This is a genomic window from Streptomyces sp. NPDC006733 (genome assembly GCF_040636125.1).
In the GTDB taxonomy this organism is placed as follows: Bacteria; Actinomycetota; Actinomycetes; order Streptomycetales; family Streptomycetaceae; genus Actinacidiphila.
On sequence record NZ_JBEYJD010000025.1, the window covers coordinates 95460 to 115386 of the forward strand.

A 19927-nucleotide genomic window follows, 5' to 3' on the forward strand; every position below is an offset into this window, starting at 1 on the left:
CGCGCCATTTATCGTTATTGGGCGAGCTTTTCCCGGTCCCGCCGCGCACTGCGTGCACAACTCTTGACATGGATGAAACACAAGGAGAACCATCGCGGTGTACCGGGAGAGCGCTCTCTCGCACCTGTGGAGGCGCACCCGCTCTGTCGCTGTTCCCGTCGCCGTCCGGCCGCTCCACGGCCGGTCGGCCGCCGAGCCCTGCCCTCACACCCCAAGTTCGTGAACACAGGAGAGTCGCTCATGCTCGCACCCCCCACCGGTCCACCCCTGCCAAGAACCGCGGCGCCGGTGAACCTGCGCAACACGGCAGTCGCGGTCATCACGGCGCTGATCGCCTCGTTGCTCCTCTTCGTCCCCTCGCACGCGGCGCACGCGGCCGACACCCTCCTGTCGCAGGGCAAGGCGGCCACCGCGTCCTCGACCGAGAACGGCGGCACCCCCGCCGCCAACGCGGTGGACGGGAACACCGGGACGCGCTGGGCCAGTGCCGCCGCCGACCCGCAGTGGCTGCAGGTGGACCTCGGCGCCACCGCGGCCATCAGTCAGATCGGTCTCAACTGGGAGACGGCGTCCGCCAAGGCGTTCAAGATCCAGGTCTCGGACAACGGCACGACCTGGACCGACGCCTACTCCACCACCACGGGCCCCGGCGGCGTGCAGACGCTTTCCGTAAACGCTTCCGGGCGCTATGTCCGGATGTACGGCACCGTCCGCGCCACCGGCTACGGCTACTCCCTCTGGGAGTTCCAGATCTACGGCACCGTGGGCGGCACCACTCCCCCCACCGGGGGCACGCTCCTCTCGCAGGGCAAGCCCGCGACGGCGTCCTCCACCGAGAACGGCGGCACCCCCGCGAGCGCGGCGGTCGACGGCAGCACCGGCACCCGCTGGTCCAGCGCAGCCGGTGACCCGCAGTGGCTGCAGGTCGACCTCGGCGCCTCCGCGACCATCAGCTCCGTCACCCTCAACTGGGAGGCGGCGTACGCCAAGGCCTTCAAGATCCAGACGTCGGACAACGCGTCGACGTGGACCGACGTCTACTCCACCACCACCAGCGCCGGCGGCAACCAGACGCTCGCCGTGACCGGCACCGGGCGCTACGTCCGGGTGTACGGCACGGTCCGCGGGACCGCGTACGGCTACTCCCTCTGGGAGTTCCAGGTGTACGGCACCGGCGGCGGCACCACCGACCCCGGCGGCCCGATCCAGGGCGGCGGTGACCTCGGTCCCAACGTCAAGGTCTTCGACCCGTCCACCCCGAACATCCAGGGGACGCTGGACCAGATCTTCACCCAGCAGGAGTCGGCCCAGTTCGGCACCGGCCGCTACCAGCTGTTCTTCAAGCCGGGCACCTACAGCGGCCTGAACGCGCAGATCGGCTTCTACACCTCGATCTCGGGTCTCGGCATCAACCCCGACGACACCCAGATCAACGGCGACATCACCGTCGACGCCGGCTGGATGGCGGGCAACGCCACCCAGAACTTCTGGCGCTCCGCGGAAAACCTGGCGATCACGCCCGTCAGCGGCACCGACCGGTGGGCCGTCGCGCAGGCCGCGCCCTTCCGCCGGGTCCACGTCAAGGGCGGTCTGAACCTGGCGCCCGCCAGCTACGGCTGGGCGAGCGGCGGCTACATCGCCGACAGCAAGATCGACGGCACCGTCGGCCCGTACTCGCAGCAGCAGTGGTACACCCGCGACAGCTCGGTCGGCGGCTGGACCAACGGCGTCTGGAACATGGTGTTCTCGGGCGTCCAGGGCGCTCCGGCGCAGGGCTTCCCGAACCCGGTCTACACGACGCTCGCCACCACCCCGGTGTCGCGCGAGAAGCCGTACATGTACCTGGACGGCAGCGAGTACAAGGTCTTCGTCCCCAACAAGCGCGTCAACGCGGTCGGCACGTCCTGGCCGAACACGCCGGGCACCTCGCTCCCGCTGAGCCAGTTCTACGTGGCGAAGCCGGGCGTCTCCGCGGCGACGATCAACGCGGCGCTCGCGCAGGGTCTGAACCTGCTCTTCACCCCGGGCGTCTACCACGTCGACCAGTCCATCAACGTCAACCGCGCCAACACCGTGGTGCTCGGCCTCGGCCTGGCCACCATCGTTCCGGACAACGGCGTGGCGGCGGTCAAGGTCGCCGACGTCGACGGCGTGAAGCTGGCCGGCTTCCTGATCGACGCCGGTGCGGTCAACTCGCCGGTGCTGCTGCAGATCGGCCCGGCCGGATCGTCCGGCAACCACTCCGTCAACCCCACGTCCATGCAGGACGTGTTCGTGCGGATCGGCGGCGCGGGCCCCGGCTCGGCGACCACCGCGGTCGAGGTCAACAGCAACGACACGATCATCGACCACACCTGGCTGTGGCGCGCCGACCACGGCGCGGGCGTCGGGTGGAACACCAACCCGTCCGACACCGGCCTGAAGGTCAACGGTGCCAACGTGCTGGCCACCGGCCTGTTCGTCGAGCACTTCAAGAAGTACAACGTGCAGTGGAGCGGCGAGAACGGCAGGACGATCTTCTTCCAGAACGAGATCGCCTACGACCCGCCGAACCAGGCCGCCATCCAGAACGGCAGCATCAGGGGCTACGCCGCCTACAAGGTCGACGACAACGTCACGACCCATGAGGGCTGGGGCCTCGGGAGCTACTGCAACTTCACCGCGGATCCCACGATCGTGCAGGAGCACGGATTCGAGGCACCGAACAAGCCCGGCGTGAAGTTCCACGACCTGCTGGTCGTGTCACTCGGCGGCATGGGCCAGTACGCGCATGTCATCAACGACGTCGGGTCGCCGACGTCGGGGACCTCGACCATACCGTCCACGGTGACGTCCTATCCGTAACCCGCTGACGGCGTGAGAGCGGGGTGCGGGGCGGTCCGGAGGCGGGCCGCCCCGCACCCCGGCAAGCCGACCAGGCGAACCACCGCCGGCAAACCAACCCCGGTGAACCACCCGGCACATCAGCCGGGCACACCACGGCGGGTCACAGGCTGCGCAGCAGTTGCTCCGCGAGGGCGACCGCGATCAGACCGGCCCCCAGCAGCCACATGGCCACCCGCGTCCGGCCCTTGCGGCTCAGCTCGATGACCACCCCGCACACGATCAGCGCCGCTCCGTACACGCCCACGACCAGGACCGACGGCTGGTCCCCGAGCCGCATCACCAGCACGGCCGCCGCGACGGCCATGAAGAACGCGGCGACGACGATGCGTATCCGGCGCGCCTGCCGGGGGGTCAGCGGCTGGTGGCGGACGTCGCGGAGCAGGGCGAGCCGCTCGCGCGGTGTCGCGTCCTGCCACCGCTGTCCGAACTGCTGGTCGTCGAGTTCTTCATCGCCGGTTGTCGTCACGAGCTGAGCCTAGGGCCTGGGACGTGGCCCGCGGCCACTTCGCCGACCAGACCGCTCAGGACCCGGCGGGACGCCCGCATCAGATCGGCGACATCGGCAGACAGGGAGTAGACCACGGTGTCCTTCTCACGGCTCGAGGTGACGATCCCCGACCGGCGCAGGATCGCCAGCTGCTGCGAGAGGTTGGAGCGCTCCACCTCGATCGCGGCCAGCAGCTCGCGGACCGGCATCGGACCGTTCTGCAGCAGTTCCAGGACCCGGATGCGCACCGGGTGTCCCAGCATGCGGAAGAGCTCCGCCTTCGCCTGGTACAGCGGAACCGGCACGGTCCTCACGTCCTCTCGCTCCCGTCGGTCGCGGGCAGCTCCACACCGTGCAGCCGGGCGAGCCCCAGCGACTCCTCCAGCGCGTCCAGGGCCTCCGAGATCGCCCCGAACTCGCCGCTGTCCACCGCCTCGGCCAGGGCGGCGCGCGCCGCTGCCACCCGCCCACGGACCGCATCGGCCGTCATCTCCGACATCGCACCTCCCGCAAGCCGAAATCTTGATGAGGACATGATGTATGGAAGTGAAGAATTCTTCAATTCCCTGCCGCACCCGGCCGTGACGGCCCCGGTGGAGCGCTCTCCCCCACCTCGACGTGCTGACGACACCCGGCACCTCCGTCCCCGCGCACCGAGAGCGCCCTCACCGATGGGAGACACCATGCACGGCACACCCAGCACCACCCGGCCACGGCACAAGCCCCCGCGGCACCCCTGGCGAGCACTGGTCCTGACCCTCGTCGCCGCCCTGGTGGCGGCCCTGTCCCTGACCGCGGCCGGAGCGCCCGCGCAGGCGGCGGACTCGCTGCTGTCGCAGGGGAAGCCGGTGACGGCCTCGTCGACGGAGAACGCCGGCACCCCCGCGAGCGCGGCCGTCGACGGCAACACCGGGACCCGGTGGTCCAGCGCCGCCGCCGACCCGCAGTGGCTGCGCGTCGACCTCGGGGCGACCGCCACGATCAGCAGGGTCGTACTGAACTGGGAGACCGCCTACGGCTCCGCGTACCAGCTCCAGACCTCGCCCGACGGCGCGACCTGGACGACGGTGTACACGACCACCACGGGCGCCGGCGGCACCGAGACCCTGAACGTCACCGGCAGCGGCCGGTACGTGCGGATCAACGGCACCGCCCGGCACACCCAGTACGGCTACTCCCTGTGGGAGTTCCAGGTCTACGGGACCACCGGTTCCACCACCCCCACCTGCGGCACCGCGAACGCCGCGCTGAACCAGCCCGCGACCGCGTCCTCCACCGAGAACGCCGGCACCCCCGCGAGCGCGGCCGTCGACGGCAACACCGGGACCCGGTGGTCCAGCGCCGCCGCCGACCCGCAGTGGCTGCGCGTCGACCTCGGCTCCAGCCAGGGCATCTGCGGCGTCCAGCTCAGCTGGGAGGCCGCCTACGCCAAGGCGTACCAGATCCAGACCTCGGCGGACGGCACCAACTGGACCACCGTCCACTCCACCACCACCGGCCCCGGGGCGACGGAACTGATCACGCTGTCGGGAACCGGCCGCTACGTCCGGGTCTACGGCACCCAGCGCGCCACCGCCTACGGGTACTCGCTGTGGGAGTTCCAGGTCTTCACCACCGGCGGCTCCACCCAGCCGCCCCAGGACGGCGCGGTGCTGCTCTCGTACAACAAGCCGGCCACCGCCTCGACCTACCAGAACGCCAACAGCTGCACCGGCTGCACCCCGGCCAAAGCCGTCGACGCCGACCCGGCCACCCGGTGGGCTACCAGCGACACCAACGGGTGGGTCGACCCCGGCTGGATCGCCGTCGACCTGGGCGCCACCGCGCACATCACCAAGGTCGTGCTCCAGTGGGACCCGGCCTTCGCCACCGCCTACCAGATCCAGACCTCGCCCGACGGCGCCAACTGGACGAGCGTGTACTCCACCACGACCGGCAAGGGCTTCAAGGAGACCCTGACCGTCGACGGCACCGGCCGCTACGTGCGGATGTACGGCACCGCCCGCAGCAGCGCGTACGGCTACTCGCTGTGGACCTTCGACGTCTACGGCACCGGCGGCAGCCCGACCGCGCCGCCCGCCCTGCCGCCGAACCCCGGCAACCCCACGCACCTGGTGTGGAGCGACGAGTTCAACGGCGCCGCGGGCACCCGGCCGGACACCGGCAAGTGGACCCAGGACGTCGGCAACGGCCAGAACGGCGAGCTGCAGTACTACACGAACGGCGACAACACCGCCATGGACGGTGCGGGCAACCTCGTCATCGAAGCGCGCAAGGAGGCGTCCGGCCAGTACACATCCGGCCGCATCAACACCTCGGACCACTTCACCTTCGCCTACGGCCACGTCGAGGCGCGGATCAAGGTGAGCGGCACCCAGGGCCTGTGGCCCGCGTTCTGGATGCTCGGGTCCAACTTCAAGACCGGCACCCCGTGGCCGAACTCCGGCGAGATCGACATCATGGAGCACGTCGGCAAGGTCGCGGACTCGGTCTACTCCACGCTGCACGCCCCGGCCTACAACGGCGGGAACGGCTACGGCTCGCCGTACACCGTCGCGGGCAGCGACTTCGCCGCGGCCTTCCACACCTACGCCGTGGACTGGGACTCCACCCACATGACGTTCTCGGTGGACGGCCACGCCTTCTTCACCGCGGACAAGGCGGTGGTGGAGTCGACGCGGGGCCCGTGGGTGTACGACCACCCGTTCTACCTCATCCTCAACAACGCGGTCGGCGGTGACTGGCCCGGAGCGCCCGACGCCACCACCGTCTTCCCGCAGAAGATGCTGATCGACTACGTGCGCGTCTCCCAGTAGTCCGCACGACCGCGGTTCGCGCCGCCACAGGTGCCGGCCGGGTCCCGTCCCCCGTGGACGGGACCCGGCCGGCACTTCGCCGTGCATCGTTGGAAAGAACGGCGTGCGGGAGCCGCCCGGGGGAAACCCACGATGTGTCCCGGATGGCACGTTCCAGGCTGGACACATTTTGGAAATGCGGCGGGCGGAAAGCTTGTGGGCGGCCGCGCGGCGCGTATATAACGTTGTAAAGCCGAGTGGCGGGAGAGCCTCCTCAACCACCGGATCACCGGTATCGGTGCACGTCACAGCGCTGTCTGGGCGCCGCGCTCGCCTTGCGCGGAGGTCCGTGGGCGTGCACCCCGCAGAACTCCAGGACCCGCACCACGTACTGCTCGGCGGCACCGCCGTCGTACCCAAGGAGTGTCGTGAGCATGACCACCAAGAGATCCCGCACCCTCGCCGCCGCCTGCGTGTTCGTCGCGACGGCCGCCCTGGCCACCGCCGGCTGCTCGAAGTCGGAGACGACGGACAAGGCCACCGGCGACACCGGCGCGGGAGCGCAGACCGTCGCGCCCACCACCGCCGCCGCCGGTGCGGGCTGCACGCTGCAGAGTTACGGCGCCACCAAGCTGGACCTCAAGAACATCGTGGTCGGCTTCTCGCAGTCCGAGAAGGAGGCCAACCCCTTCCGGATCGCCGAGACCCAGTCGATCAAGGACGAGGCCGCCAAGCTGGGTGTCAAGAAGCTGCTCACCACCAACGCGCAGTCGCAGCTTCCCAAGCAGATCAGCGACATCCAGGACATGCTCTCGCAGGGCGCGCAGCTGCTCATCGTCGCGCCGCTCAACTCCGACGGGCTGCAGCCCGCGCTGCAGGCCGCCGCGGCCAAGCACGTGCCGGTCATCACCATCGACCGCAAGCTCAACGCGACCGCCTGCAAGGACTACGTCGCCTTCCTCGGCTCCAACTTCGTCGAGCAGGGCAAGCGCGCCGCCGACGCGATGATCAAGGTGACCGGCGGCAAAGGCAAGGTGGCGATCCTGCTCGGCGCGTCGGGCAACAACGTCACCACCGACCGCACCAAGGGCTTCGTCGACCAGCTCAAGGCCAAGGCCCCCGGACTGGAGATCGTCGCGCAGCAGACCGGCGAGTTCGCCCGCGACAAGGGCCAGCAGGTGATGGAGCAGCTGATCCAGTCCAAGCCGGACATCACCGCCGTCTACGCCGAGAACGACGAGATGGGCCTGGGCGCGGTCACCGCCCTCAAGGGCGCGAACAAGAAGCCCGGCAAGGACATCAAGATCGTGTCGATCGACGGCACCCGCAACGCCGTCCAGGCCCTGGTCAACGGCGACTACAACGCCGTCATCGAGTCCAACCCGCGCTTCGGGCCGCTGGCCTTCGCCACCGCCCAGAAGTTCTTCGGCGGCGAGTCCATCCCGGAGAACGTGATCATCTCCGACCGGGAGTACGACGACAGCAACGCCAAGGCGTCGCTGGGCGGGGCGTACTGACCCCCGTCCAGCCGTGCGACGGGCCGCCCCCGCACCGGCGCGGGCGGCCCGCACCCTCCACCAGCTCTCCCCGGAAGGCCACGACCATGGCACCATCCGAAGCCGTCGAGGCGGCGTCCGTGCCCGCCGGCACCGCGGCACCGCCCGGCCCGTCCGTCGTGCTGGAGGCCGTCGGCGTCAGCAAACGCTTCCCCGGCGTGGTGGCGCTCGACGACGTGTCCTTCGCCCTGCGGACCGGTGAGATCCACGCGCTGGTCGGGGAGAACGGCGCCGGCAAGTCGACACTGATCAAGCTGCTCACCGGCGTGTACCGGCCGGACGGCGGCGAGCTGCGGCTCGGTGGCGACCCGGTGTCGTTCCACCGCCCCTACGAGGCGCAGCAGGCCGGGATCTCCACGATCTACCAGGAGGTCAACCTCGTCCCCCTGATGAGCGTGGCCCGCAACATCTTCCTCGGCCGCGAGCCCAAGAACCGCTTCGGCCTGATCGACTTCGCCCGCATGCACCGCGAGGCGGCCGAGCTGCTGACCGGCTTCGGGGTGCACGCCGACCCGCGCCGCCCGCTGCACACGCTGGGGGTCGGCACGCAGCAGATGGTGGCCCTGGCGCGGGCGGTGTCCGTCCAGGCGCGCGTGGTCGTGATGGACGAGCCCACGTCCTCCCTGGAGCCGCGCGAGGTCGAGACGCTCTTCCGGGTCATCGGCGAACTGCACGAGCGCGGCATCGCGATCGTCTACGTCAGCCACCGGATGGACGAGCTCTACCGGATCTGCGACCGCGTCACCGTCCTGCGGGACGGCAAGCACGTGCACACCGGCGAGCTGCGCGACCTCGACCGGATGCGGCTGGTGTCGATGATGCTCGGCCGCGAGATCGCCGAGGTCCGCCGGCACGGCACCACCAGCTTCGGCGAGGGCCACCGGGCGGAGCGGCAGCCCGTGCTGACCGCCACCGGACTGACCAGCGCGCGGGTCCTGCACGACGTCGGCCTGGAACTGCACCCGGGCGAGGTGCTCGGGCTCGGCGGGCTGCTGGGCTCCGGCCGCAGCGAGACCGCCAAGGCCCTGGCCGGCGCGCTGACGCTGGACGGCGGCACGATCAGCGTCGGCGGCCGCACCCTGCGCCGGCTCTCGCCCGCCGGGGCGATCCGGGCCGGGATCAGCCTGCTGCCCGAGGACCGCAAGGCCGAGGGCATCGTCCCCGGCCTGTCGGTCCGGGAGAACATCGTGCTCGCCGCGCTGCCCCGGCTCTCGCGCGCCGGGATCGTCTCGCGCGCCCAGCAGGACCGCATCGTCGAGGTCTTCATGAAGCGGCTGCGGATCAAGGCGTCCAGCCCGGAGCAGAAGGTCGGCGAACTGTCCGGCGGCAACCAGCAGAAGGTGCTGCTCGCCCGGTGGCTCTGCCTGGAGCCCAAGGTCCTGCTGCTCGACGAGCCCACCCGCGGCATCGACGTCGGCGCCAAGGCCGAGGTGCAGGCACTGATCGACGACCTCGCGCAGGAGGGGCTCGCCGTGCTGCTGATCTCCTCCGACATCGAGGAGCTCATCGAGGGCTCCGACCGCATCCTCGTCCTGCGCGGCGGCGCGGTCGCGGGCGAGCTGACCGACGACCGGGTCGAGGAGAGCGAGCTGCTCGCCGTCCTGGCCGAAGCGCCGGACGCGACCGACGCGCCGGCCGACACCCCGTCCGGCGAACCGGCCCGCCACACGACCGGTGAACCGGCCGACGCCCCCGCCGAACCACCGGCCGACGTCCCCGCTGAAGCACCGGCCGACGCCCCGACCGGCGGACCCGCGGCCCTGAAGAAGGAGGACCGGCGATGACCGACGTCCCGATCACCCTCGCCTCCCGCGGGCTCGACAGGGCCAGGATCACCGAACTGCTCCAGCGGTACGGCGTCTACGGCGCCGTCGCCGCGCTCCTGCTGTTCAACGCGGTCTTCAGCGACCACTTCCTGACCGTCGACAACCTGCGCACCCAGCTCGTCCAGGTCTCCCCCATCGTCATCGTCGCGCTGGGCATGGCCCTGGTCATCGGCACCGAGGGCGTCGACCTGTCGGTCGGCTCCACGATGGCGCTCGCCAGCGCGCTGCTGCCGCTCTACCTCGGCTACGGCCTGGTGCCCGCGCTGCTGCTCGCGCTGTTCGCGGGGGTGGTGGTCGGCCTGGTCAACGGCTCGCTGGTCTCCCTCGTGGGACTGCAGCCCATCGTCGCCACCCTGGCGCTGTTCGTCGGCGGCCGCGGCCTGGCGCTCGTCATCGCGGACGGGCAGCTCAAGCAGATCGAGAACACCGACCTGCTGGGGCTGGGCACCGACAGCGTGCTGGGCGTCCCGGTGGTCGTCCTGATCGCCGGAGTGCTCGCCGTCGCCATCGCGTTCCTCGTCCAGCGCACCACCTTCGGGCGGCAGCTGGTCGCGGTCGGCGGCAACCGGGCCGCCGCCGCGCTGGCCGGACTGCCCGTCAAGCGGGTGCTGATCGGCGTGTACGTGCTGTGCGGGGTGCTGGCGGCGCTGGCCGGCGTCCTCGCCACCGCGCGGCTGACCGCCAGCGACCCGTCCGCGCTCGGCAACCTGATGGAGCTGTCCGCCATCACCGCCGTGGTCGTCGGCGGCACCCCGCTGACCGGCGGCTCGGTACGGGTCCTGGGCACGGTGACGGGCGCCCTGCTGATGCAGCTGCTGCACGCCACCCTGGTCACCCACAACCTGCACGACTCCACCGCCCAGATGGCCCAGGCGGCCATCATCCTCGTCGCCGTCTATGTCGCCCGGGAGCGTCGATCCCGATGAAATCCCTCGTGAAAGCCCCCTCCGCGCCCGTCTCCGCAGCCGCCTTCACACCCCCGGCGGAGCTGGCGGCCACCGCCCGGCCCACCGGCCGGCGGCGCGCGGCCGAACTGCTGCAGCGCCAGGGCGTCCTCGCGGTCCTGCTGCTGGTCGTCCTCATCTCCTCGTTCGTCTTCGAGTCCTTCGCGAGCCTGGACAACGCCCGCGGGGTGACCGTCCAGGCGTCCTTCCTGTCGATCGTCGCCCTCGGGATGACGCTGGTGATCATCACCGGCGGGATCGACCTGTCGGTCGGCTCCGTCTTCGCGCTCGGCGGCGTGCTCGCGGCCTGGGCCTCGCAGTGGGGCATGCTGCCCGCGCTGCTGGTGCCGCTCGCCGTCTGCGGGGCGATCGGGGCGATCAACGGCCTGCTCGTCGCGCGGGCCGGGATGGCTCCGTTCATCGTGACGCTCGCCTCGCTGCTCGCCGCGCGCGGGCTGCTGCTCGCCCTCACCGACGAGGGCGCCACCACCTACCTCGTGCCGCGCGGCTCGGCCTTCGCCGAACTGGGCGGCGGCAGCATCGGCGGCTTCGGCTACCCGGTGTTCATCGCGCTGGCGCTGTTCGCGGTCGGCGGCCTGGTGCTGCAGCGCACCTCGTTCGGCCAGGCCCTGTTCGCCGTCGGCGGCAGCAGCGACGCCGCCACCCTGATGGGGCTGCCGGTCGCCAGGACGAAGATCCTGGTGTACCTGCTGAGCGGGCTGCTGGCCGGACTCGCCGGGGCGCTCAACGCCGCCCGGCTCTCCTCGGGCGTCACCATCATCGGCGTGGGGATGGAGCTCGACGCCATCGCCGCCGTCGTGATCGGCGGCACGCTGCTGGTCGGCGGCGCGGGCTCGGTCTCCGGCACCCTGTGGGGAGTGCTGCTGCTGGCGGTGATCCAGAATCTGATCAACCAGATCGGCTCGTTGAACTCCTCCTACCAGTCGGTGGTCAGCGGCGGCTTCCTGATCCTCGTGGTGGTCGCCCAGCGCTACCTGTCCGCGGCCCGCCGCAGCACCTGAACCCGTCCGGCTCCGCCGCCGGTCGTGGACCGGGCGGAGCCGGACGCACCACACTGGGGCCGGACACCGCCGGGTCTCAACCACCCGGATCACCACGGCCCGGAGCCCAGCGGCCCGGCCGAAGGAAGGACATTCGTGGGCGCCAGCCTCAAGGACGTCGCGCAGCTGGCGGGCGTTTCCATCAAGACCGTCTCCAACGTGGTCAACAACTATCCGCACGTCACCCCCGGGATGCGGGCGAAGGTGCAGCGGGCCATCGACGAGCTCGGCTACCGCCCCAACCTGACCGCCCGTCATCTGCGCAAGGGCCGGACCGGGATCATCGCGCTCGCCGTCCCCGAACTCGGCAACCCGTACTTCGCCGAACTCGCGGGCGCCGTCGTCGACGCCGCCGCCCGGCACGACTACACCGTCCTGCTCGACCACACCGCGGGCGAGCGGCAGAAGGAGATCCTGGTCTCCCAGGGCTTCCGTGCCCATGTCATCGACGGCCTCATCCTCAGCCCCATCGAGCTGGAGGCCGCCGACCTGCTGGGCCGGACCGACGACGCCCCGCTGGTGCTGCTCGGCGAGCGCGAGTACGACGCCCCCTACGACCAGATCGCCATCGACAACGTCTCCGCCGCGCGCACCGCCGTACGCCACCTCACCGGGCTCGGGCACCGGCGGATCGCCTTCCTCGGCGCCCGCCGGGAGAGCGCCCGGCAACCCGCGCACCTGCGGCTGCGCGGCTGGCGCGAGGAGCTGGGCGCCGCGGGGCTGCCCTGCGACGACTCGCTGGTGGCCGCCACCGACGGCTACGGCCGGGTCGACGGCGCCGCCGCCATGAACGCCCTGCTGGACCGCGGGGAGCGGCCCGACGCCGTCTTCGCGTACAACGACCTGATCGCGATCGGCGCGATGCGCGCGCTGACCGACCGCGGGCTGCGGGTGCCGGACGACGTCGCCGTCGTCGGCTTCGACGACGTCGAGGAGGGGCGCTTCTCGACCATCGCCCTCACCACGGTCTCCCCCGACAAGCAGGCCATCGCCCGGCTGGCGGTCGAACGGGTGGTGGCCCGGCTCGCGGGCGCCCCCGACCTGGTGCCGGAGCGGATCCAGCCCGGTTACACCCTGGTGGCCAGGGAGTCCACCGCGCGCCGACCCGGCTGAGCCGGTGCCGCACCGGGCACGACCGCCCGCCGCGTCACCGTCCAGCACCGCACCCTTCCTGAGGACTGAGCATGCCCCGACCCGCAGCGCACCGTGAACCGTTCGGCACCACTCCGGACGGGCGGGCCGTGGACCGCTGGACCCTGCGGTCCCCGGCCGGAGTCACCGCCGAGGTCCTCACCTACGGGGGCGTCCTGCACGCCCTGAACGTCCCGGACCGCGCGGGCCGCACCCGCTCCGTCGTCCTGGCCCTGCCCGACCTGGAGGGATACGCCGGGCCGAGCCCTTACTTCGGCGCCCTCGTCGGCCGCTACGCCAACCGCATCGCGGGCGGCCGGTTCACCCTGGACGGGCGGGAGCACCGCGTACCGGCCAACGACCACGGGCACGCGCTGCACGGCGGACCCGACGGGTTCGACAACCGGGTGTGGGACGCCGAGCCGGTCGGCGACGAAGCGGCCGTGCGGCTGACGCTGCGCAGCCCCGACGGCGACATGGGCTTTCCCGGCGAGCTGACGGTGACGGCGCTCTACGCGCTCGACGACCGCGGCACGCTCTCCGTCACCTTCGAGGCCGTCACCGACCGGCCGACCGTCGTCAACCTCACCAACCACGCCTACTTCAACCTGGCGGGCGCGGGGACGGGACCCCGCCCCGGCGCCGTGCTGGACCACTGGCTGAGCGTCGGCGCGGACAGCTACCTCCCGGTGACGGCGGACGCGATCCCGCTCGGGCCGGCCCAGGAGGTGGCCGGCACGCCGTTCGACCTCACCGCGCCGCGCCGGCTGGGCGACTGCCTGGCGGAGGAGGACCCGCAGCTCAAGGACGCGGACGGGTTCGACCACTGCTGGGTGCTGCGCCCGGCGGAGGGCCCCGACGGGCTGCGGGCCGCCGCGCTGCTGCGCGACCCCGCGTCCGGGCGGGAGCTGCAGGTCTGGACGACCGAGCCCGGCATCCAGGTCTACACGGCCAACCACCTCGACGGCTCGCTCGGCGACGCCGACGGCAACCGCCACGAGCGGCACGGCGCGGTCTGCCTGGAGACCCAGCACTTCCCCGACGCGCCGAACCGCCCCGGCTACCCGAGCACCGTGCTGCGGCCCGGCACGGTCCTGCGCAGCCGCACGGAGTTCCGCTCCACCCACCTGCGCTGAACTCCCGCGGGGCGGCGGCGTGCCGTCCCGCGGGAGCCGGCCGCACCGCGCTCCGGTCGGGGCGCGGTGCGGGTCGGAGCGCCTTCCTCGTGGTCAGGACGCGGTGCAGGTCAGCGTCGGGGGCGTGTTGGTGCCGCTCCAGGTGCCCTGCAGTCCGAAGGACGTCGACGCGCCGGCGGCGAGCCGCCCGTTGTACGCGAGGTTCACCGCGCTCACCCCGGTCCCGGACTCCTGGACGGTGGCGTTCCAGGCGTTGGACAGGTGCTGCCCGCCGGGCCACGTCCAGGTGACCTTCCAGGCACTGGTGGGCGCGGTCCCCGCGTTGGTGACGGTGACGGTGGCGTTGAAGCCCGGGGTCCACTGGCTGTCGACGTGCCAGCCCGCCGTGCACCCCGAACCCCCGCTCCCGCCGGGGGCCGTGGTGGCGGTGACGGCGCCGGACGCGGGCGAGGTGTTGCCCGCCGCGTCATGGGCCCGGACGGTGTAGGTGTACGCGGTCGACGGGGTCAGGCCCGTGTCGGTGTACGTGGTCCCGGTGCTGCTGCCGACCGGCGCGGAGCCGCGGTAGACGTCGTAGCCGGTGACGCCCACGTCGTCGGTGGCGGCGCTCCAGGTGAGCGAGACGGTGGCGCTGGTGGTGCCGGAGACCGCGACGTTCGCGGGGGCGGTCGGCGGCTGGGTGTCGCCGCCTCCGCCGCCGGAGCCGAACGAGGGCGCCTTGACGCTGCTGAGGTAGGCGTCCTTGGCGGTGTTGATGGTGGTCCAGTCGTCGTTGAGTATCCCGCCGGTGTCACCGGAGTTGGGGTTCCACGACCAGAACGTCCACTGGAAGCTGTCGGCGCCGTACTGGGCGGTGGGACGCAGGTACTGCACGAGCGTCCTGAGCCAGGTCTGGTCGACGGAGGCCTGCAGGGTGGTGCCGAACTCCCCGACCCAGACCGGCGCGGTGTTCTGCTGGAAGAGGTAGCCCCAGTTCTTGGTCCAGACGGCCGCCATGTTGGAGGGGAACGCGGGGTCGGTGAACCAGGGCTGGGAGGCGACGCTGGTCGCGTAGTCGTGCGCGGAGTACACCAGCCGGTTGGCGACGCTCAGCCGGACCGGGTACTGGCCGGCGCCCTGGAGGTTCCCGCCCCACCAGTAGGAACTGCCGTTGAACGTCTGGACGCCCTCGACGAAGACGAGCAGGGACGCGTTGGCCGCCAGCACCGCGTTCCCGCCGCGCTCGGCCGCCAGCCGCCAGTCGGTGGCGGTGTCGCCGCAGCCCCAGCAGGCCGGGTCGTGCGGCTCGTTGTGCAGGTCGATGCCGATCATGGCGGAGTTGCCCCGGTAGCGGGTCGCCAGCGCGGTGAGGTTGCTGATCCAGGTGGATTCGGGGACCGCCGCGGTGTACCAGAGGGCCGACTGGCCGGCGGAGTCGGGACGGTGCCGGTCCAGGATGACCTTCAGGCCGACCGAGCCGGCGTAGTTGACGAGCTTGTCCATGATCTGGAGCGACGTCAGGCCCGGGAGATCGGCGTTCATGCCGCCGGAGGTGTTGATCCCGCTGGGCACGGTGCCCTTGAAGATGTCGTCGCTGTACGGGAGCCGGATCGTGTTGTACCCGGTCGACTTCATCTGGTCGATCATGCTCTTGTAGTCGCGCGACCAGAGGCCGTGCGGTACGTAGTTGGAGGTCTCGAACCCGAACCAGTTGATGCCGGCGATCCGCACCGGCTGGTCGGCGGCGTCCAGCAGTTGCCGGCCGCTGGTGTGCCAGTAGCCCGCCCCGGCGGCGGCCGCGGCCGGCTCCGCACGGGTGGGTGAGGGGGTGTCGGCGGCCTGGGCGCCCTGGAGTCCGGCGAGCGGGGTGAGCAGCGCGGCCAGGACCGCGGCGGCGGTTCCCGCCGAGCGCAGTCTGCGCGAGAGATGGAGCACGTCCCTGTTCCTCTCTGACGTTCGTTCCGATGGTGCGACTCTGATCAGCTGCGCGTGGGAGCGCTTCCACTCTTTGCCAACATCACCTCCGTAAAACGCGCCCTGGGGCTGGCCAGCAGAAGAGATCTGCGGCACGATTCCTTCAGTTTCCATAGCCACGATCGACCACCGAGGCCCGTGCCATAGAAGCGATGCCCGCAGACGGCGTCAAGGTGCCGAACAGCGTTCATCTCTTGAACGCTTTTTCTGGATTCGAATCGAAGAGAAATGGGCGAGATGAACCGAACACGTTTGGGAGCGCTCCCACAAATAAGCCGCTGGACGACGCTTCTGACGGCGACCGCGGCCGCCGCCGCGACCGCCCTGTGCGTCCTGCCGGCGCCTGCCGCGAGCGCCGCCGACACCGCCGGGACCCGGCCCGTCGACCACTCGCTCCCGGCCGGCTCGCGCTTCTACACCGAGCTCGACAGCAAGGCGGCCCACCAGGCGGTGGCCGACCTCACGGCACACGACTACGCCGGCGCCCTGTCCATGGCGAAGCTGGCCTCCTGGCCGGTGGCCCAGTGGTTCAACGGCACGAGCACGCCCCAGCAGACCACCGACGACATGGCGAAGCTGCAGGCCAAGGCAGCGCGCCGGCACCAGGTGCCGGTGGCCGTGGCCTACAACGTGCCGGGCCGCGACTGTTCGCAGTACTCGGCGGGCGGCGCGGCGAACTCCGCCGAGTACGCCGCGTGGATCGACGCCCTCGCCCGCGGGATCGGCGACCGCCGCACCATCGTCGTCCTGGAGCCGGACGGGCTCGCGCTGAGCCCGACCTTCTGCGGCGGCACCGCCGCCCAGCAGGCGGACCGGATCGCCGAGATCAGCGGCGCCGTGCGGCGGCTGGAGCGGCAGCCCGGCGCGGTGGTCTACCTCGACGCCGGGCACAGCGCCTGGCAGAACGTCGGCACGATGGCCCAGTTGCTGGTCGAGGGCGGCATCGCGCAGGCGCAGGGCTTCTTCCTGAACGTCTCCAACTACCAGACCGACACGGACCTGGTCCGCTACGGCACCCTGGTCGCGAAGTGCACCTGGTACCTGCGCAACGTGCCCGGCGCGGCGGCCGCCGACTGCGCGAACCAGTACTGGCCGCCCGCCGACGCGGACGCCTGGTACGCGAGCCACGTGCCCGCCGAGGCCGTGCTGCCGCACTTCGTGATCGACAGCAGCCGCAACGGACAGGGCCCGTGGACGCCGACCGCCGAGTACAGCGACCCGCAGACCTGGTGCAACCCGCCGGGGCGCGGGCTGGGCACCCGGCCCACCGCCGCCACCGGGGTCGCGCTGCTCGACGCGTACCTGTGGATCAAGGTTCCCGGTGAGTCCGACGGCAGTTGCACCCGCGGCACCGCCGGGCCCACCGATCCCGAGTACGGGATCACCGACCCGGCCGCCGGCGCCTGGTGGCCGGACCAGGCCCACGGGCTCGCCGCCCGCGCCCTCCCGGCCCTGACCTGGAACCTGGGCCGCCCCTGAGCCGGTACGCGGTGCGGCGCACCTGACCGGGCCGCACCGCGTACCTCCCGCACTTCCCGCGCCACCCCGTCCGCGCCGGACCTCCCTGGTTCCGGTGCGGGCGGGGTGGCGCTTCATTTACATCGATAGAGGTCAACGCCCGTCAACACATCCGATTGCTGCGCGAGGTCTGGACAGTGACTTGACGGCGTGCTGTCATTCCGCTGGGCAGAACGTTTCCAACGTTAGAAGAACCGCATCACGGCACGGCCCACCCCCACGAAGGAGCCGCACGGATGAAACGCTCCCCTGATGCCGGACACCCGCCCTGGCGGCGCCGGTTCGTCTCCGCGTTCGCGACCCTGGCGCTCGCCGCCGGCGCGCTGGCCGCCCTCGGCCCGGCACCGGCCAGCGCCGCCGCCTGGACGCCGAAGCCCTCCCCCATGACCACCCCCTGGACCGACCAGGTCCCGGTGGACAACCCGCTGCCGGAGTACCCGCGCCCCCAGCTCACCCGGCCCGACTGGGCCAACCTCAACGGCATCTGGGACTTCGCCGTCACCGGCCGCGACGCCGGCCAGCCCGCGGCGTTCACCGAGCAGATCCGCGTCCCGTTCGCCGCCGAGTCCGCGCTGTCCGGCATCAAGCGCAAGATCACCGAGAACGACAAGCTCTGGTACAAGCGCACCTTCACCGTCCCGTCCGCCTGGAACGGCCGCCGCGTCCAGCTCAACTTCGGCGCCTCCGACTGGCAGACCACGGTGTGGGTCAACGGCCGGCAGGCCGGAGCGGTGCACAAGGGCGGCTACGACGGCTTCGCCTACGACATCACCCCGCTGCTGACCGGCGGGGCCAACGCCGTCGTGGTCTCGGTCTACGACCCGACCCAGACCGGCGGAGGGGCCGTCGGCAAGCAGCGGATCAACGACGTCGCCCCGCACCCGGGCGGCGGGATCTTCTACACCGCCGCCTCCGGGATCTGGCAGACCGTCTGGCTGGAGCCCGTGGCCACCGCGCACATCACCCGCCTGGACCTGACGCCGAACCTGGCCGGCAACACCCTGCGCGTCACCGTCAGGGGCGACGGGATCGGCGGCCAGAGCGCCCGGGTCACCGTCTCCACCGCGGGCACCGTGGTCGGCACCGCCACCGGGGCCGTCGGCACGGAGTTCTCCGTGCCCGTGCCCAACGCGCACCGCTGGAGCCCGGACGACCCGTTCCTGTACGACGTGCGCGCCGACCTCACCGGCGGGGGCACCACCGTCGACTCGGTCGGCAGCTACGCCGGGATGCGCTCGATCGCGGTCGCCAAGGTCGACAACGTCCTGCGGCCGGTGCTGAACGGGAAGTTCGTCTTCCAGACCGGCACCCTCGACCAGGGGTACTGGCCCGACGGCATCTACACCGCGCCGACCGACGCCGCACTCCGCTCCGACCTGCAGGCGCACAAGGACCTCGGCTTCAACATGGTCCGCAAGCACATCAAGGTCGAGCCGCAGCGCTGGTTCTACTGGGCCGACCGGCTCGGCCTGCTGGTGTGGCAGGACATGCCGGCCATGGACACCGGCAAGTCGCCCGACACCGCGGCCCGCGCGCAGTGGGAGACCGAGTTCCACGCCGTCATCGACCAGCACCGCAGCTCCCCCTCGCTGATCCTGTGGGTGGACCAGAACGAGGGCTGGGGCCAGTACGACCAGGCCCGCATCGCAGGCGACGTCAAGGCCTACGACCCGTCCCGCCTCGTCGACAACATGAGCGGCGTCAACTGCTGCGGCTCCGTCGACGGCGGCAACGGTGACGTCATCGACAACCACATCTACGTCGGACCGGGCAACACCGCCCCCACCGCGACCCGCGCCGCCGTGCTGGGCGAGTACGGCGGGCTCGGCTTCAAGGTGGCCGGCCACGAGTGGTACCCGGGCGGCGGCTTCAGCTACGAGGACCAGCCGAACCTGGCCACCCTCAACAACCGCTTCGTCGGCCTGCTGGACGCGCTGCGCCTCAACCAGCTGCCCGCCGGGCTCTCCGCGTCGGTCTACACCGAGATCACCGACGTCGAGAACGAGGTCAACGGGCTGCTGACCTACGACCGCCAGGTCGTCAAGGTCGACGCGGCCCGGGTCAAGGCCGCCAACCAGGCCCTGATCAACGCCTCCCTCAACCCGCCGCCACCGGTCGTCCTGCCCGTCGGCCAGTACAAGTCCCTGCGGGTCACCACACCGGGCCACACCAACAAGTACCTGCGCCACGCCGACGGGCTGGCCTTCACCGAGGTCGTCGACGGCAACAGCGGCGCGCTGCTCAAGAACGACGCGACCTGGAAGGTCGTCACCGGTCTCGGCAACAGCGCCTGCTACTCCTTCGAGTCGCGCAACTACCCCGGCGAGTACCTGCGCCACCAGGACTTCCGGGTCAAGCGGGCGCCCAGTGACGGCTCGGCGCTCTTCAAGGCCGACGCCACCTTCTGTGCCGTCCAGGGCAGCGGCGGCGTCCGCTTCTCGGCCTCCAACATCCCCGGCAGCTACATCCGGCACATCAACTCCGAGGTCTGGCTGGCGACTCCGGGCGGCGGCCACACCTGGGACAACCCGGCCACCTTCACCGAGGACACCACCTGGTCCGTGGACTCGCCCTGGGCCCCGTGAGCTGACCACGACCCCGGGGACCACCTGACCGGCGGCTGGGGGGATTCCA

At 71.4% G+C, this 19927-nt stretch carries 15 protein-coding genes; 10 read left to right on the top strand and 5 right to left on the bottom strand.

Translation table 11 applies throughout. From position 1 onward, the window contains the following. Positions 1 to 240: 240 nt before the first annotated feature. A complete protein-coding gene (locus ABZ721_RS22725; protein ID WP_358790485.1) occupies positions 241 to 2844 on the top strand; it encodes a discoidin domain-containing protein in 2604 nt (867 codons plus the stop codon). Between the two features lie 142 nt (positions 2845 to 2986). Here the strand turns inward: ABZ721_RS22725 and ABZ721_RS22730 are convergent, their stop codons facing one another. The 3 genes from ABZ721_RS22730 to ABZ721_RS22740 are packed head-to-tail and all read right to left on the bottom strand — an operon-like array spanning position 2987 to position 3872. Next, the gene (locus ABZ721_RS22730) at positions 2987 to 3352 is read right to left on the bottom strand and encodes a hypothetical protein (protein ID WP_358790486.1); all 366 of its coding nucleotides are present in this window, start codon (positions 3350 to 3352) and stop codon (positions 2987 to 2989) included. After that, entirely contained in the window at positions 3349 to 3678 is a 330-nt protein-coding gene (locus tag ABZ721_RS22735; protein ID WP_358790487.1) for a metalloregulator ArsR/SmtB family transcription factor, read from the bottom strand. Before ABZ721_RS22735 ends, ABZ721_RS22730 begins: the two co-directional genes overlap by 4 nt. Positions 3679 to 3683: 5 nt before the next feature. After that, positions 3684 to 3872, bottom strand: a complete 189-nt coding sequence (locus ABZ721_RS22740; RefSeq protein ID WP_358790488.1) for a hypothetical protein — start codon at positions 3870 to 3872, stop codon at positions 3684 to 3686. A 184-nt stretch (positions 3873 to 4056) separates the two neighbouring features. Here ABZ721_RS22740 and ABZ721_RS22745 point away from each other — a divergent pair, with 184 nt between their 5' ends. Then, positions 4057 to 6189, top strand: a complete 2133-nt coding sequence (locus tag ABZ721_RS22745) for a discoidin domain-containing protein (RefSeq protein WP_358790489.1) — start codon at positions 4057 to 4059, stop codon at positions 6187 to 6189. 265 nt (positions 6190 to 6454) lie between these two features. On the opposite strand, the gene ABZ721_RS22750 is transcribed toward ABZ721_RS22745, so the two are convergent. Next, the gene (locus ABZ721_RS22750) at positions 6455 to 6604 is read right to left on the bottom strand and encodes a hypothetical protein (RefSeq protein ID WP_358790490.1); all 150 of its coding nucleotides are present in this window, start codon (positions 6602 to 6604) and stop codon (positions 6455 to 6457) included. Here ABZ721_RS22750 and ABZ721_RS22755 point away from each other — a divergent pair. The 6 genes from ABZ721_RS22755 to ABZ721_RS22780 all read left to right on the top strand — a co-directional run bounded on the left by ABZ721_RS22755 (position 6603) and on the right by ABZ721_RS22780 (position 13822). After that, positions 6603 to 7685, top strand: coding sequence for an ABC transporter substrate-binding protein (locus ABZ721_RS22755; protein WP_358790491.1), 1083 nt, complete (start codon positions 6603 to 6605; stop codon positions 7683 to 7685). The two genes, ABZ721_RS22750 and ABZ721_RS22755, sit on opposite strands and share 2 nt — an antisense overlap. Positions 7686 to 7771: 86 nt before the next feature. Beyond that, positions 7772 to 9508: a sugar ABC transporter ATP-binding protein gene (locus ABZ721_RS22760; RefSeq protein WP_358790492.1), complete on the top strand. Its 1737-nt coding sequence runs from the start codon at positions 7772 to 7774 to the stop codon at positions 9506 to 9508. Then, on the top strand, positions 9505 to 10476 hold the full coding sequence (locus tag ABZ721_RS22765) for an ABC transporter permease (RefSeq protein ID WP_358790493.1): 972 nt from the start codon (positions 9505 to 9507) through the stop codon (positions 10474 to 10476). The genes ABZ721_RS22760 and ABZ721_RS22765 overlap by 4 nt, the downstream gene beginning before the upstream one ends. Beyond that, on the top strand, positions 10473 to 11516 hold the full coding sequence (locus ABZ721_RS22770; RefSeq protein ID WP_358790494.1) for an ABC transporter permease: 1044 nt from the start codon (positions 10473 to 10475) through the stop codon (positions 11514 to 11516). The genes ABZ721_RS22765 and ABZ721_RS22770 overlap by 4 nt, the downstream gene beginning before the upstream one ends. 135 nt (positions 11517 to 11651) lie before the next feature. Beyond that, a complete protein-coding gene (locus tag ABZ721_RS22775; RefSeq protein WP_358790495.1) occupies positions 11652 to 12668 on the top strand; it encodes a LacI family DNA-binding transcriptional regulator in 1017 nt (338 codons plus the stop codon). 71 nt (positions 12669 to 12739) lie between these two features. Further along, the gene (locus ABZ721_RS22780) at positions 12740 to 13822 is read left to right on the top strand and encodes an aldose epimerase family protein (protein WP_358790496.1); all 1083 of its coding nucleotides are present in this window, start codon (positions 12740 to 12742) and stop codon (positions 13820 to 13822) included. 93 nt (positions 13823 to 13915) lie between these two features. On the opposite strand, the gene ABZ721_RS22785 is transcribed toward ABZ721_RS22780, so the two are convergent. Continuing rightward, complete coding sequence (locus ABZ721_RS22785; protein WP_358790497.1) at positions 13916 to 15736, bottom strand: cellulase family glycosylhydrolase; 1821 nt, start codon at positions 15734 to 15736, stop codon at positions 13916 to 13918. A gap of 276 nt (positions 15737 to 16012) precedes the next feature. Here ABZ721_RS22785 and ABZ721_RS22790 point away from each other — a divergent pair, with 276 nt between their 5' ends. Both ABZ721_RS22790 and ABZ721_RS22795 read left to right on the top strand, forming a co-directional pair. Beyond that, positions 16013 to 17254: a glycoside hydrolase family 6 protein gene (locus ABZ721_RS22790; RefSeq protein ID WP_358790498.1), complete on the top strand. Its 1242-nt coding sequence runs from the start codon at positions 16013 to 16015 to the stop codon at positions 17252 to 17254. Positions 17255 to 17529: 275 nt separating this feature from the next. After that, positions 17530 to 19878 (top strand): AbfB domain-containing protein, encoded by a 2349-nt coding sequence (locus ABZ721_RS22795; protein WP_358790499.1) that lies wholly within the window; start codon positions 17530 to 17532, stop codon positions 19876 to 19878. The last annotated feature ends 49 nt before the right edge of the window (positions 19879 to 19927 follow it).

Coding starts and splice junctions, on each gene's coding strand:
- ABZ721_RS22725 (WP_358790485.1), top strand. CDS start 241: ATGCTCGCACCCCCCACCGGTCCACCCCTGCCAAGAACCGCGGCGCCG.
- ABZ721_RS22740 (WP_358790488.1), bottom strand. CDS start 3,872: ATGTCGGAGATGACGGCCGATGCGGTCCGTGGGCGGGTGGCAGCGGCG.
- ABZ721_RS22745 (WP_358790489.1), top strand. CDS start 4,057: ATGCACGGCACACCCAGCACCACCCGGCCACGGCACAAGCCCCCGCGG.
- ABZ721_RS22755 (WP_358790491.1), top strand. CDS start 6,603: ATGACCACCAAGAGATCCCGCACCCTCGCCGCCGCCTGCGTGTTCGTC.
- ABZ721_RS22750 (WP_358790490.1), bottom strand. CDS start 6,604: ATGCTCACGACACTCCTTGGGTACGACGGCGGTGCCGCCGAGCAGTAC.
- ABZ721_RS22760 (WP_358790492.1), top strand. CDS start 7,772: ATGGCACCATCCGAAGCCGTCGAGGCGGCGTCCGTGCCCGCCGGCACC.
- ABZ721_RS22765 (WP_358790493.1), top strand. CDS start 9,505: ATGACCGACGTCCCGATCACCCTCGCCTCCCGCGGGCTCGACAGGGCC.
- ABZ721_RS22770 (WP_358790494.1), top strand. CDS start 10,473: ATGAAATCCCTCGTGAAAGCCCCCTCCGCGCCCGTCTCCGCAGCCGCC.
- ABZ721_RS22780 (WP_358790496.1), top strand. CDS start 12,740: ATGCCCCGACCCGCAGCGCACCGTGAACCGTTCGGCACCACTCCGGAC.
- ABZ721_RS22790 (WP_358790498.1), top strand. CDS start 16,013: ATGAACCGAACACGTTTGGGAGCGCTCCCACAAATAAGCCGCTGGACG.
- ABZ721_RS22795 (WP_358790499.1), top strand. CDS start 17,530: ATGAAACGCTCCCCTGATGCCGGACACCCGCCCTGGCGGCGCCGGTTC.